Below are 14392 nucleotides of genomic sequence, written 5' to 3' on the forward strand. Positions count from 1 at the left end.
CAATTCCGCCACACCCGCAACAGAGCGGGATATAGCCAAGGCCGTCACACTTTGCGAGCACAAATTGCCTCCATCGCATGAAAAAAGCGCGACATTTACCGTTTGTTGCCTTATCTTGAGTAAAAATTGAGGCAGTAAAAAACATACGGGTGCAAAATGAAGCCCTTTTCAGCAGAAGACTCTGCGCAGACTCAGGCTATATCTGAGCCGTCAGGCTTTGTATTAGGCAGTAATATCTTAACTTTAGACGGCGAATTGCCCGTCGAATTTCTCAGTGTTGGGGACCGCATTATTACGAGGGATGCGGGCATGGTCGTCTTGCGCCATGTGAAAGTGATTGATGTTGAATGTCCAATGGTCTGGATCATGGGCGGTTCACTGGGGCATGATAAACCAGAAGACGACACGTACCTACTCGCGTCACAAAAAGTCCTTGTTCGGGACTGGCGCGCCAAAGCACTTACCCAACAAAAACAAGCACTTGTGCTGGCAGAAAGCCTCGTAGACGGCGAATTTATCCGCTTGGTCGGCATGCAAAGAATCACGCTCTTTCAACTTGTGTTTGATGCTGCTCATATCGTGTATGTCGATGGGCTGGAGCTTGCTTGCGAACAAAATCAAACAAGCATTGGATTGGCGGCTTAGGTGCAGAGACGCTGAAAGACTTTGGGCAATTCCTCCGCCAAATCCTCAGCGATGAGCCCTGGGCCAAAGCTAAGGGCGCACTCCACATGGAGCCAGGCACCCGTCTCAGCAGCACTCATCGGGCTAAAACCACGCGCGAGGAGCCCTGCAATAAAGCCTGCGAGCACATCGCCAGAGCCAGCCGTTGCAAGCCAAGGTGCGGCACGCTCACCTAGTGCCGAGTTAATACTACATCGCCCGTATGGTGATGCGATCACAGTATCGGCACCCTTATACAACACAACACAGCCCGCCCGCGCAGCCGCTTCGCGCGTGGCATCAACCTTGGAGTATGCAGGCCCATTTATGGCAGGCTCATTCAGCTGAGCAGCCAGATCAGGAAACAAGCGAGCGAACTCACCACCATGGGGTGTGAGGACGCATGTCTCTGTCACTAAATCAAAAAGAGCTTCGGGCTTGCCTTCATAGGCACTCAAAGCGTCCGCATCCAACACACATGTCCGCCCTGCGCCAAGCGCTACGGGCACTAACTCCCCTGCCCGTTCAATCCCAAGTCCTGGACCAAGGCAAAGTACATTGATCCGTTCATCCTCCAGAATCCCAGCCAAATCCTCTTTGGAATCAAGCCTTTTAAGCATGATACCCGTGATCTGGCTCGCCACTTCCAATTGTGCAGAGTCAGGCACACCCAACGTCACCAACCCTGCCCCGATCCGAAGCGCGGCACGGCCGGACAGCCGCGCTGCCCCCGTTCGACCAGCGCCTCCTGAGAGTACAAGTGTATGGCCGTGCGAATACTTGTGGCTTGAGCTTTGATCAGTCGAGTTCAAAACCGCTTTTCGACTTGCCCCGATACGAGCCTGACCGCTCAAATATGAAACTGATAGCTCCCTCCGGAAATCGGGCAAATACTGATCTATACCGATACTTTTGACCGAGCAGGCGCGCAACACTCCAGCGAGAGGCAACAGAGTGTGACCTTGCCGGAGCCTCTCGAATGTGACGGTCAGAGCAACGCTGAGCGGCCCTTCAAAATTACCCCGACTTTTGCCCAGAAAGCGGCCACTATCCGCACAAAACCCGCTCGGAACATCTATCGCAACGTCAATTCCAGCTTTGTACATCTCCTTACAGAACAGCCAAGCATCTGCCGTTAGCGGACGAGACAGGCCTGTTCCAAAAACGGCATCAATCACCAAGTCAAAATTGGCGGATAGATAGTCGCTTTCCAGGCTCTCATTTGACGTGATTGTTCCCAAGGCCAGCCAACGCTCATAATTCACGCGAGCATCGGGCGGCAGCTTGGCGGCATCGCCGCAAAGAAACACCTCAACCTCCCACCCCCATTCCTTGAGCAATCGCGCCACAACAAACCCGTCGCCACCGTTGTTGCCAGGGCCGCACAAAACCACTGCTTTATGCCTGCTTGCCGCAAGCGTTGGCCATTCTTCAAATACCGCTTCGACGACGCCACGCCCTGCGCGCTCCATCAACTCAAGACCCGTCACTTGCCCTGCGTCTGTCGCTAAGTTTTCGGCGGCTCGCATTTGGGCTGCGGTTAGGAGTTCACTCATGGCACAGGCCCCTCGATTCACTTTTGATTTAAAAATAAGCATAAAGCCTAATTTTTAGTCACATAATATTTCACACGCTGAGTCGCGTCATCTAAAGACCCTATTCGTTTGAGGCTCGCTCTGAAAAGTGATCTGAAGCTCTTAAGTAATTCCAAAGGGGCGGAAGCGATGAAAAAGATCGAAGCCATTATCAAGCCGTTCAAGCTTGATGAAGTGAAAGAAGCATTGCAGGATGTTGGGGTTCAGGGGCTTTCAGTTATCGAGGTTAAAGGGTTCGGGCGCCAAAAAGGCCATACAGAACTTTATCGTGGTGCTGAATACGTCGTCGACTTCCTTCCAAAAGTAAAACTCGAGATCGTGGTCGATGATGACTTGGTTGACCAAGCCGTAGAAGCAATCGTTGACGCCGCCAAGACCGATAAAATCGGTGATGGTAAAATATTTGTATCTCCTGTTGAGCAAGCCATTCGTATCAGAACCGGTGAAACCGGTCCTGACGCGCTTTAATCTACTTTCTTACAGTAACGAAAAGGACCAAGAGAATGAGCACACAAGACGTTCTCAAGACGCTAAAGGACGAAAATATCGCTTATGTCGATATTAGATTCACCGACATTCGCGGAAAGCTCCAGCACGTAACCGTCGATGTTGATTTGGTTGATGAAGACTTCCTCGAAGAAGGCTTCATGTTTGACGGCTCGTCAATCGCTGGATGGAAGTCCATTGAAAACTCGGACATGAAACTGATCGTTGATACGGACAGCGCATATATTGATCCGTTCTACGCGGAAAAAACGCTTTGCGTTCACTGCTCAATCGTAGAGCCTGATACAGGTGAAGCCTACGAGCGTGACCCACGCGGTACAGCCCAAAAAGCCGAAGCTTATCTTAAAGAGTCAGGCATTGGCGATGTTGCTTACATGGGTCCAGAGGCTGAATTCTTCATTTTTGACGACGTTCGCTTTGAGAACAAAATCAATAAAGTATCTTACGAAGTAGATGCAGTAGATGCATCTTGGAACACAGATACAGAGTATGAAATGGGTAACTCGGGCCACCGCCCTGGGCTCAAGGGCGGTTACTTCCCTGTAAACCCAATCGACGACGCTCAAGACCTTCGCTCAGAGATGCTTTCCACAATGAAAAGCCTCGGTATGAAGGTTGATAAGCACCACCATGAAGTTGCGTCATGCCAGCATGAGCTTGGCCTCATTTTTGGCACTGTGACCAAGCAAGCGGACGAGATCCAGAAGTACAAATACGTAATCCACAACGTGGCTCACGCCTATGGCAAGTCAGCTACGTTCATGCCGAAACCTATTTATGGTGACAACGGCACAGGCATGCACGTAAACATGTCAATCTGGAAAGATGGAAAGCCACTTTTTGCAGGCGACAAGTATGCCGATCTGAGCCAAGAAGCACTCTATTTCATCGGTGGTATTCTGAAGCACGCGAAAACGCTCAATGCCTTCACCAACCCATCGACAAACAGCTATAAGCGTTTGATCCCTGGTTTTGAGGCCCCCGTTCTGCGCGCATATTCAGCGCGCAACCGTTCGGGTTGTGTTCGCATCCCCTGGACAGAGTCACCAAAAGCCAAGCGCGTTGAAGCTCGCTTCCCAGATCCTTCTGCAAACCCGTATCTGTGCTTTGCTGCCCTTCTTATGGCTGGCCTAGACGGGATTAAGAACAAGATCGATCCGGGCGAAGCTATGGACAAGAACCTGTATGATCTTCCAGCAGAAGAGCTCGCAGGTATCCCAACGGTTTGCGGCTCACTTCGTGAAGCACTGGAGTGCCTTGAAGCGGATCATGCGTTCCTGCTTGCGGGCGACGTCTTCACGAAAGACCAGATTGAGGGCTATTTGGAACTCAAAATGGAAGAAGTCTTGCACTATGAGCACACGCCACACCCTGTAGAGTTTGGCATGTATTACAGCTGCTAAGATCAAGACTTGGCACTGCAGGCCTGCCCGAAAGGGCAGGCCTTTTTTGTTGGCGCATCCACGGCTTCCAGATATGCTTGCCTCAAGCTTTTGGAGTATTGTTCATGCGTTTGCTTTCTTTATCCGTCACCTTGGCTCTTGGCTTGGCATCTGCTGCAGCGGCAGCTCCCTGTGGCAATACATCTTCAGGCTTCAATACTTGGAAAGCAGATTTTGCCAAGACAGCTCGAAAAGCGGGTGTAAAACAACGTGGACTTCAAGCCCTCGCAGCAACCACCTATTCCAGCACCACAATCTCGGCGGATCGCAATCAGAAAAGCTTCAAATATAGTCTCTCGAAGTTCATGCAGGTTCGCGGGGCAGACACAATCATTGCACAAGGGCGCAAACGAAAGGCTCAAAATTCAAACTTCTATACAAATTTGGAGCGTCGCTATGGCGTCCCAGCGGGCGTCATTATTGCTATCCACGGCATGGAAACAGCCTTTGGCGGATTTATGGGAGACACAAAAGTTGTGTCTGCGATTGTCACACTGACTTTTGATTGTCGCCGCTCTGAATTTTTTAAGCCTCATGCCATTGGCGCTCTCAAGCTTGTTGATCAAGGCTCAATTAGCCCAGAGACAAAGGGCGCCAAACACGGTGAGCTTGGCCACACTCAGTTTCTCCCCGGCAATGCCATGAACTACGGGGTTGATGGGAATGGAGATGGCCGCGTCGATTTTTACAATCAAGCAGATGCACTGGCGTCGACAGCAAATTTTCTGCAGCAAAAAGGCTGGCAATCAGGCAAAGGCTATCAAGAAGGCGAGCCCAACTATCCAGTCCTTAAACAATGGAACGCGGCCACAGTATACCAGCAATCCCTCGCCATCATGGGCAAGCGGATTGACGGTTGAGTGTGCATTCAGCCAATACATAGGTATGAATGCCAAAGATTACGGCCCCTGTTGAGGGCAAGCGCCGTATGGTTTGGAGTTCTGAACGCATAAACTTAGCAGTCTCTGCAAATCGCTCATCCCGCCGTTCGTGAGCCGAACGAGGCTGATGCAGCGCAGGATCGGCATACCAGAGCGCGTTAAACCGCCAAAGGGGCTGCTCAACACGAACACCGTCAAACAAACGCTGAACACGTCGGGCAATGTTCTCATCATAGGATGCCACTGGTTCATGAATATTGATCAAGGGTCGCATGAACTTTTCCGCGAGCAACCAACTTGCAGGAAAGCAGAGCGACGCCCCAGTCAGAACATGCTCAAGACCCTGTTTTTGCAAGATACAAAAATCTTCTTGTGTAAGCCGAGACAGAGTAAGCATCGGGTCGGACCGATCAAGCTCTACGAGGCGTTCGTCGGGGCAAAGGAGAGCGTTACCCTGCAGTGTGAAGCCCTCTTTAGCTATCAATGCGGTAACGACAGTCTCCAAAAGCTCTTCAGCCGCTGGGCGCGCGTTTTCTGACAGAGCCAACACCAAGTCTCTGTCTTTCTCCACGATCCGCGCCTTTTCGGCGAGCTGCGCTGCATAGGTTTCATCCACGCGCAGCCAGTCGCCTTGATCAAGCGGTGAAATACCGGGCATCGCTTTAGGCCTCAGTGGATCGTAGGGGATAACTTGGTTTAATATCATAGGCGCATTGAAAGCTTCTGACATGGATTTTCAAGTGGGCGCACACGCTTTCACGGCTGAAAACGACAGGGGAAAGCCGCAAACAAGCTCGCAGAGCTTTCAGCACGTTACCAAACTCATCCATAGGGAGGCGTCTGACATGAATGAGCACTACCGAGACATCCGGAAAATAGATCCGAGCAGAGGCGCATTTTTGGCCGATGGATCTCCCAATGATAAGAACCGTGTCGAGATTGGTCCAACGCAGTTGGCTTTCGCTGAGTGGGAGGCTGCGGGCTTAACTCCACCCAACCTTGAAGCTATGCGAAAGTACCGCTGGGAGCGACTCACGCAAGCAATCGTTCAAAGAGATTATGGTGGAATTCTGCTATTTGACCCGCTGAACATCCGCTACGCAACAGACAGCACCAACATGCAGCTATGGAATACCCACAATCCGTTTCGCGCCGTCTTGCTGTGCGCTGACGGCTATATGGTGATTTGGGACTATAAAAACTCCCCCTTTCTGAGCGAGTTCAATCCTTTGGTTCGTGAGCAACGCTCTGGAGCGGATCTGTTCTATTTTGACCGCGGCGACAAGGTCGATGTTGCGGCTGATGTTTTTGCGAATGAGGTGCGTCTTGTTCTTGCTGAGCACGCTTCAGGCAACAAACGGTTAGCAGTCGATAAGGCCATGCTCCATGGGTACCGCGCTTTAGAAGCGCAGGGCTTTGAGATTATGGAGGGGGAGGAAGTGACTGAAAAGACCCGCGCCATCAAAGGGCCCGACGAAATCCGCGCCATGCGTTGTGCCAATCATGCCTGTGAAACAGCCGTAAAGAGCATGGAAGATTTTGCCCGCCTCAATGTCCCCTTTGGCACCACATCTGAGGATGATATTTGGGCAGTGCTCCACGCTGAGAACATCCGCCGAGGTGGCGAATGGATCGAAACGCGCCTCCTCGCGTCAGGGCCTCGTACCAACCCGTGGTTTCAAGAATGTGGACCACGTCTTGTGCAAAATAATGAAATCGTAGCTTTTGATACAGACCTGATTGGCTCTTACGGAATTTGCATCGATATCAGTCGCACGTGGTGGATCGGTGACCAGAAGCCTCGTGCAGATATGGTCTATGCGATGCAACATGCACATGAACATATCATGACCAATATGGAAATGTTGAAACCTGGCGTCACGATACCAGAATTGTCCGCCAACACACATCGCCTCGACGATAAATTTCAGGCGCAAAAATACGGATGCCTTATGCATGGCGTCGGCCTTTGTGATGAATGGCCGCTTGTCGCTTACCCCGATCATTCCGTACCAGGGGCCTTTGATTATGCTTTAGAGCCAGGGATGGTGCTATGTGTTGAAGCGGCTGTAGGGGAGGTTGGGGGAGATTTCTCAATCAAGCTCGAAGACCAAGTTCTGATCACAGAAGATGGTTACGAAAACCTTACAACCTATCCATTTGATGACGCCCTGATGGGGCGTTAGCTTTAATTGGCCGCAAGCCGTATAGGGAGCTGACTTGCCGCATTGCGATACCATGAAATAATCGCTGCGCGCTCTTCTGGTTCAATATAGGTCACATTGGCGGGGGGCATGGCTCTTGTTACGCCAGCCTGTAGATAGATATCGCGTGCGTGGGCCACGATATCGGAAGTTGTTTCAAGACGAACGCCTTTTGGCGCAGACCTTACGCCTTCGTAAAAGGTTTCACGCGCATGACACATAGAACAACGACCCAAAACGATGTCTTGAACCTCGTCAAAGCCTTCAGAAGAAGCAAAGACTTGTTCAGTGGTTGTAAGAGGGCGTGCCTCCGCGTCTTCGAGACTGTCAAACTCAAGCGGCAAAGTTGAAATCCACATGATTGCGACGAACAATAGCCCCGTCACCAGCCATGTCCAAAGCGGACGGCTGTTTCCCGCGTGCATCGAGTTGAAATAGTGGCGAATGCTAACCCCCATGAGAAATACAAGTGCAGCAATCACCCAATTGTATTGTGAGGCAAACGCCAGAGGATAATGATTTGACAGCATCAAGAAGATAACAGGCAAGGTCAGATAGTTGTTGTGAGTCGAGCGCAGCTTAGCAATCTTGCCGTACTTTGCATCTGGAGTACGCCCCTCTTGCAAGTCTTTCACCACGATACGCTGATTTGGCATGATGATGAAAAATACATTCGCCGTCATAATTGTGGCCGTGAATGCACCGAGGTGAAGAAGTGTTGCGCGCCCTGTGAAAATTTCGTTGTAGCCCCAGCCCATCGCAATCAAGAGTACAAACAGCAAAAGCATGAGCACTGTCGGGCTTTCACCAAGCTTCGACTTGCAGAGGAAATCATAAACGATCCAGCCGACGGTCAACGACGCTGCAGAAATCATAATGCCTTGCAACAGGCTGATGTCTGCTTTGGCTGCATCAATCAGATACAGCTCGCCCCCAACCCAATAAACAATCATAAGGAGGGCCGCACCAGAAAGCCAAGTTGCGTAGCTTTCCCATTTGAACCACGTTAGGTGATCGGGCATATTCTCTGGCGCAACAAGGTATTTTTGAACGTGATAAAAGCCGCCGCCATGGACTTGCCACTCTTCGCCATGTGCCCCTACAGGCAAATAAGGTGTTTTTCGCAGACCCAAATCAAGCGCAATAAAATAGAATGACGAGCCAATCCAAGCGATTGCCGTAATGACGTGTAGCCAACGGACAGCAAAGCCAATCCAGTCCCACATAATTGCAAATTCGTGCATAATCGCTCCTTAAGTTTGCAGCGAAACTAGCGTGTTCGCTAATTATCGTGTATTGCAAAAAACTACCCAAGAGCTTCAAAAAAAGTCAAATAATAATGGCCTACCTAGACAACATACAAACTTTTGTGCGCGTTTTCGAGCTCGGGAATATGTCCGCAGCTGCGCGTGATCTGCGCATTTCTGCTGCAGTCGCGTCCTCTCGTATATCTCAGCTAGAGGATCATCTAGGTGTACGCCTGTTTCAACGCACAACACGGCTACTCAACGCCACCGAACAAGGAAACACCTTTTATAAGGGCGCTCTGAAAATCCTTGAGGCTGTCGAAGAAGCCGAAGCAGACATCAATGATATTACTCGCTCGCCGCGCGGTACGCTTTATGTCGCGGCCCCGTTAGGGGTCGGGCAGACATTTATTGCACCCGCCGTCCCCAAATTTCACGAGGCATATCCGCTCATCAACATACGCTTGCGACTTTCAGACAGAAAACTTGACCTTGCTGCAGAAGGTCTGGATGCCGCGTTTTTCCTTGGGGTGCCCCAAGACAGTAATCTGCGCATCAGAAAGATCGCTGATTGTCCTCGGCTCTTGTGCGCATCCCCGCGCTATATTGAAAAACGTGGTATGCCAATAAGCAGTGACGAACTCAAAACAGATGCTCACGATTGCCTCAATCTGCGCTATCCTGGCGCGCCAGAATTCCAATGGCCTCTTCAAACTCCTGAGGGAACAAAGCGTGTTACTGTTTCAGGGCCGTATGAAACAGACCATGGAGAAATACTCACCAACTGGGCACTGGAAGGCTATGGGATCATTTTGAAGCCAGTCTTCGAAGTGGCCGAACATCTGGCTTCAGGGCGTTTGGTTCCCGTTTTGGAACATGAGCCGCCCCTGCCAATACAGCTGGCTTGTCTTTACATGCACAGACGTCGGCAAGACCCCAAAGCGCGGCTTTTCATTGACTTTATGGTAGAGCACATAACGGCCAATATCGCCACTTAGCTACCGCGGTATGTCGAATAACCAAAGGGTGAAAGCAAGAGTGGTACATGATAGTGCGTCGCTTCTGACATCCCGAAACGAAGTGGAATTACATCTAGAAACCGAGGTGCCTCAACAGGGGCGCCTGATGCATCAAGATATGCGCCAGCGTGGAACACCAACTCATATTCACCTACGTCAAACTCTGCCTCAGGCAAGATTTTCTCATCGGTTCGGCCGTCAGAATTTGTGACAAGCGTACGGACATGGGTTCTCCCAGACACTTCTAGTTTGAATAGCTCAATCTTCAGGCCCGCTGCAGGACATCCTTGAGCCGTATCCAGAACATGTGTGGTCAAACATCCAGCCATTCGCTTCTCCATTGATCTTTTTATCATAATGTCGCGTTCGGCAGCGCGATACATCAAAAACAGACAAAAAGCTCTTTCAAATATTTGAATAAAGTTCCAACTTTTATTTCAGTATAGAAGGGATGAAAAATAGGAGATCAATGGTGAAGCGCTATCCACGCGACATGCGAGGCTATGGAGCGAATACTCCAGATGCGGCTTGGCCTAGTAAAGCCAAAATCGCTGTTCAGTTTGTCTTGAACTATGAAGAAGGCGGAGAAAATTGCACGCTTCACGGCGACCAATCTTCAGAAGCTTTTCTGTCAGACATTCCTGGAGCAGCACCGTGGCAAGGGCAACGCCATTGGAATATGGAATCCGTCTATGAATATGGGGCACGAGCAGGGTTTTGGCGATTACACCGCTTGTTCACTGGAGCAGATATTCCCCTGACGATATACGGTGTGGCAACCGCTCTGGCGCGCAGTCCGGAACAAGTTCAGGCCATGAAGGACGCTAACTGGGAAATAGCCAGTCACGGCCTGAAGTGGGTTGAGCATAAAGACATGCCCGAAAGCGCGGAACGTGCCGCGATCGCTGAGGCGATAAAACTGCACACAGAGGTCGTCGGTAGCACACCGCGCGGCTGGTATACTGGCAGATGTTCGGAAAACACTGTGAGGCTTGTCGCCGAAACAGAGCTTTTTGATTATATCTCGGATACCTATGATGACGACCTTCCCTACTGGTTAGAAGTCGCAGATCGGGATCAGCTCATCATTCCCTACACCCTCGAAGCCAATGACATGCGCTTTGCAACAGCGCCCGGTTGGGTCACGGGGCAGGATTTTGGGCAATATCTTATCGATTCATTTGACACACTTTATTCCGAAGGCGGCGAAGGTCGTCCAGCTATGATGTCAGTGGGCCTACATTGTCGCCTTATCGGACGCCCGGGGAAGATTGCAGGCCTTAAACGGTTTATTGAACATATCCAAAAGCATGACAACGTATGGTGTCCGCGTAGAATTGATATTGCCGAGCATTGGGCAACATTATATCCGCATTCACGCAAAGAGCGACCAAGCCAAATGAGCCAAGACAGGTTTATAGAGCAGTTCGGATCAATCTTTGAACACTCTCCTTGGATTGCACAACGCGCGTGGGAGTTAGAGCTTGGTGCGGCGCATGATTGCGCGGCAGGCGTGCACAGCGCTTTAAGCCGCATTTTCAGAACCGCTTCCGCTGAAGAGAAACATGGAGTGTTGATTGCCCACCCTGATTTGGCTGGAAAACTGGCTGCAGCAGGCGAGCTCACCGCAGAAAGCACATCGGAACAAGCCAGTGCTGGACTAGACTATCTAACCAGTGAAGAGCGAAGTCATTTTACAAAGCTTAACTCTGACTACGTAGCAAAGCACGGTTTTCCATTCATCATCGCAGTTCGCGACCATGATAAAGCGTCTATTCTCGCTGCGTTCGAACAACGGATTAACAATACAAGAGCTGCCGAGTTTGAGGAGGCTTGCAGCCAGGTTGAACGGATCGCTCATTTCCGGCTCAAGGATATTCTTCCGTGAGCGTGCTATTAACACTGGAACCCCTCACGCGTGAAGCTTTTGCACCCTACGGCGATGTTATCGAAGTTTCAGGTGAGCCTGACAAGCTGATCAATCAAGGCATGTGTGGACGCTTCCATGATCTCGCAAAGCTTGACTTCGGATCGGGTCGGGCTGGGATCAGCCTGTTTGACGCGCAAGCAAGACACTTTCCTTACTCTCTCGACATGATGGAGCGACATCCAGAAGGCAGTCAGGCATTTATACCTCTGTCTGGCGTCCCCATGATTATTAGCGTTGCCAAAGATAATTCAGGCAAACCCGGACAGCCAAGAGCCTTTCTCTCAGAGCCTCAACAATCCATCAACATACATCGCAATACGTGGCACGGTGTCCTGGCTCCTGTTGAACGCGAAGGCCAATACATTGTGATCGACCGTATTGGCGATACCCCCAACTTAGAAGAATACTACTTTCAAGACTCTTATATCGTGAACGTTTAACCAAATGCCCCTCCATAAGAAGGGGGAAAACCAACAGTCATACGGAGGTTACTATGGCTCAGAACTCAATTGGGACACCCGAACAACTCAGGGATCCGAACTACACCCCAGCTCTTTCCAAAGCGATCCCCCTTGGGATTCAGCATGTGTTGGCGATGTTCGTATCAAACGTCACACCTGCCATCATTGTAGCAGGCGCAGCAGGTTTTGGTTTTGGATCAAACTCACCAGATTTCCCAGAGCTGCTCTACCTTATTCAAATGTCGATGCTCTTTGCTGGCGTTGCGACACTCATGCAAACTCTAACCATTGGCCCAGTCGGCGCGGCACTCCCTATCGTTCAAGGGACGTCTTTTGCCTTTTTGCCAATTATGATTCCACTTGTAGCAGGCAAAGGTGTTGATGCGCTTGCCGCTCTTTTCGGTGGCGTGCTGATCGGTGGTATCTTTCACGCCCTATTGGGGACCGTCATTGGTAAAATCCGCTTTGCGCTTCCCCCGCTGGTCACAGGCCTCGTTGTGACAATGATTGGTCTCGCGCTCGTAAAGGTGGGCATTCAGTATGCAGCTGGCGGTGTTCCAGCGATGGGAACGCCAGAGTACGGTTCCTTGCTCAATTGGTCGGCAGCCCTTGTTGTGATCGTCGTCACGCTTGGTTTGAAGTTTTTCACACGCGGAATGCTGTCCATCTCGGCAGTACTGATTGGCCTGATCGTGGGCTATATCTATGCGCTCGCTGTTGGAATGCTAACGTTCGATGCTATCGCAAGCTCATGGTCACGCTCGGCCGCGTTTGCCCTACCGCAGCCTTTCAAATACGGTTTTGAGTTCTCGGCAGCCGCAGTTATCGGCTTTTGCCTTATGGCCTTCATCTCGGCGATCGAAACCGTTGGAGATGTATCAGGTATTTGTAAAGGTGGCGCAGGCCGTGAAGCGACCGACAAAGAAATCGAAGGCGCAACTTATGCGGACGGGCTTGGCACGGCAGTTGCCGGTATCTTCGGCGGCTTCCCAAATACATCCTTTAGCCAAAACGTAGGCCTGATTGCCATGACGGGTGTCATGAGCCGCCATGTCGTCACATGCGGCGCCATCTTCCTAATTATTTGTGGACTTGTTCCAAAAGTAGGTGGCGTCATTCGCACAGTCCCAATTGAAGTATTGGGTGGCGGTGTGATCGTTATGTTTGGGATGGTTGTCGCTGCGGGTATTTCAATGCTTTCTGATGTGAACTGGAACCGACGCAATATGGTTATCTTCGCGATTGCCCTCTCGATTGGCCTTGGCCTGCAGCTTGAGCCGAATGCGCTTCAGCATATGGGCGCGACTGCGAGAGTGCTGCTGACATCTGGACTATTGCCAGCGGCTGCAATTGCGATTGTTTTGAACCTGATCTTGCCAGAAGAGCTTTCAGATGAAGCAACAGAAGAAGTCTCAGGTGGACATGCCGGCCATGGTCGCGGATCACTTCAAAAAGAGGACTAAGCCTTACTAGAGCTTTGCCCAAAATGAAAACCGGCGCTCCTGAGCGCCGGTTTTTTGAGTGAAAACATAGACACACGCGTCTCAAAGATAGGCAGGAAACTTCATGTGCCGATTTACGTCTTTATATAACAAATAGCGAAATGGCCCCGGCCCCCCCGCATAGCAGGCTTGCGGGCAGAACGCGCGAAGCCACATAAAATCACCCGCCTCAACTTCAACCCAATCTTGATTGAGGCGATAGACAGCTTTGCCCTCGAGGACATAAAGGCCGTGTTCCATGACATGGGTTTCCGCAAAAGGGATGACGGCGCCCGGCTGAAACGTCACCACGTTCACATGCATATCATGGCGCAGATCGTTCGTGTCAACAAACCGTGTTGTCGCCCACTTACCGTCTGTTTCAGGCATCGCAGTTGGGGCAATCTCTTTCTCGTTGGTGACAAATGCCTCAGGGGCTTCAAGACCTGAAACAGCTTCATATCGCTTGCGAACCCAGTGAAACTTCACAGCATTGTCTGTATGGTTTTTCAGGGACCATGAGGCATCAGGCGGCAGATAGGCATAGCCGCCTGCCTCCAAGAGATGATCGACACCTTCAGTGGTCAGCGTCAAAGCACCTTCGACCACAAAGAGAACAGCCTGCACTCCTGCTTCCGTTTCAGGTCGGTCACTTCCGCCACCGGGCGAAACCTCGGCGATGTACTGCGAAAACGTTTCCGAAAAGCCAGACAGCGGCCGAGCAATAACCCAAAATCGAGCTTTATCCCAAAAAGGCAAAAGGCTCGTCACAATATCACTAAACGTACCTCTCGGGATTACCGCATAGGCCTCCGTAAACATCGCCCGATCTGTCAACAATTGCGTTTGAGGGGCAAGCCCACCTTGTGGCGCATAGTAAGCTGGTTTCTTCAAGATCGAGCCCTCTTCAATAATGTGTGGGTCTATTCAAACGCCTAACCCCATTATTTCCAATCATTTTA

General features: G+C 50.8%; 14 protein-coding genes. 9 read left to right on the top strand and 5 right to left on the bottom strand.

Annotation, left to right across the window (positions count from 1 at the left end):
• Positions 1–156 precede the first annotated feature (156 nt).
• Positions 157–645, top strand: coding sequence for a Hint domain-containing protein (locus P8O11_RS06200; RefSeq protein WP_300292755.1), 489 nt, complete (start codon positions 157–159; stop codon positions 643–645).
• On the opposite strand, the gene P8O11_RS06205 is transcribed toward P8O11_RS06200, so the two are convergent.
• The gene (locus P8O11_RS06205) at positions 642–2219 is read right to left on the bottom strand and encodes an NAD(P)H-hydrate dehydratase (protein WP_300292757.1); all 1578 of its coding nucleotides are present in this window, start codon (positions 2217–2219) and stop codon (positions 642–644) included. The genes P8O11_RS06200 and P8O11_RS06205 overlap by 4 nt on opposite strands.
• A gap of 168 nt (positions 2220–2387) precedes the next feature.
• On the opposite strand from P8O11_RS06205, the gene P8O11_RS06210 reads away from it, so the two are divergent.
• From P8O11_RS06210 to P8O11_RS06220, 3 genes are all read left to right on the top strand, one after another.
• On the top strand, positions 2388–2726 hold the full coding sequence (locus P8O11_RS06210) for a P-II family nitrogen regulator (protein WP_089890406.1): 339 nt from the start codon (positions 2388–2390) through the stop codon (positions 2724–2726).
• A gap of 35 nt (positions 2727–2761) precedes the next feature.
• Positions 2762–4168, top strand: coding sequence for a type I glutamate--ammonia ligase (gene glnA, locus P8O11_RS06215; RefSeq protein ID WP_089890403.1), 1407 nt, complete (start codon positions 2762–2764; stop codon positions 4166–4168).
• Positions 4169–4272: 104 nt separating this feature from the next.
• Positions 4273–5067, top strand: a complete 795-nt coding sequence (locus P8O11_RS06220; protein WP_300292761.1) for a lytic transglycosylase domain-containing protein — start codon at positions 4273–4275, stop codon at positions 5065–5067.
• Here P8O11_RS06220 and P8O11_RS06225 read toward each other — a convergent pair.
• Positions 5042–5746: a DUF3445 domain-containing protein gene (locus tag P8O11_RS06225; protein ID WP_300292763.1), complete on the bottom strand. Its 705-nt coding sequence runs from the start codon at positions 5744–5746 to the stop codon at positions 5042–5044. The two genes, P8O11_RS06220 and P8O11_RS06225, sit on opposite strands and share 26 nt — an antisense overlap.
• 187 nt (positions 5747–5933) lie before the next feature.
• Here P8O11_RS06225 and dddP point away from each other — a divergent pair, with 187 nt between their 5' ends.
• Positions 5934–7274 carry a dimethylsulfonioproprionate lyase DddP gene (dddP, locus tag P8O11_RS06230; protein ID WP_300292765.1) on the top strand — a complete coding sequence of 447 codons (1341 nt, stop codon included), beginning with the start codon at positions 5934–5936 and terminating at the stop codon, positions 7272–7274.
• A 2-nt stretch (positions 7275–7276) separates the two neighbouring features.
• Here dddP and P8O11_RS06235 read toward each other — a convergent pair whose 3' ends face one another.
• Positions 7277–8536 (bottom strand): urate hydroxylase PuuD, encoded by a 1260-nt coding sequence (locus P8O11_RS06235; RefSeq protein WP_300292767.1) that lies wholly within the window; start codon positions 8534–8536, stop codon positions 7277–7279.
• Positions 8537–8631: 95 nt separating this feature from the next.
• On the opposite strand from P8O11_RS06235, the gene P8O11_RS06240 reads away from it, so the two are divergent.
• The gene (locus P8O11_RS06240; RefSeq protein ID WP_300292769.1) at positions 8632–9537 is read left to right on the top strand and encodes a LysR family transcriptional regulator; all 906 of its coding nucleotides are present in this window, start codon (positions 8632–8634) and stop codon (positions 9535–9537) included.
• On the opposite strand, the gene uraH is transcribed toward P8O11_RS06240, so the two are convergent.
• Positions 9534–9887: a hydroxyisourate hydrolase gene (gene uraH / locus P8O11_RS06245; RefSeq protein WP_300292771.1), complete on the bottom strand. Its 354-nt coding sequence runs from the start codon at positions 9885–9887 to the stop codon at positions 9534–9536. The genes P8O11_RS06240 and uraH overlap by 4 nt on opposite strands.
• Positions 9888–10030: 143 nt before the next feature.
• Between uraH and puuE the strand changes: the two genes are divergently transcribed.
• The 3 genes from puuE to P8O11_RS06260 are packed head-to-tail and all read left to right on the top strand — an operon-like array spanning position 10031 to position 13412.
• Positions 10031–11446, top strand: a complete 1416-nt coding sequence (gene puuE, locus P8O11_RS06250) for an allantoinase PuuE (RefSeq protein WP_300292819.1) — start codon at positions 10031–10033, stop codon at positions 11444–11446.
• Entirely contained in the window at positions 11443–11928 is a 486-nt protein-coding gene (locus P8O11_RS06255) for an ureidoglycolate lyase (RefSeq protein WP_300292773.1), read from the top strand. Before puuE ends, P8O11_RS06255 begins: the two co-directional genes overlap by 4 nt.
• A 53-nt stretch (positions 11929–11981) precedes the next feature.
• A complete protein-coding gene (locus P8O11_RS06260; protein WP_300292775.1) occupies positions 11982–13412 on the top strand; it encodes a nucleobase:cation symporter-2 family protein in 1431 nt (476 codons plus the stop codon).
• Positions 13413–13493: 81 nt separating this feature from the next.
• Here the strand turns inward: P8O11_RS06260 and P8O11_RS06265 are convergent, their stop codons facing one another.
• Positions 13494–14324, bottom strand: coding sequence for a bifunctional allantoicase/(S)-ureidoglycine aminohydrolase (locus P8O11_RS06265; RefSeq protein WP_300292777.1), 831 nt, complete (start codon positions 14322–14324; stop codon positions 13494–13496).
• Positions 14325–14392 lie beyond the last annotated feature (68 nt).

Source organism: Lentibacter sp. (assembly GCF_029254145.1).
Classification (GTDB): domain Bacteria; phylum Pseudomonadota; class Alphaproteobacteria; order Rhodobacterales; family Rhodobacteraceae; genus Lentibacter.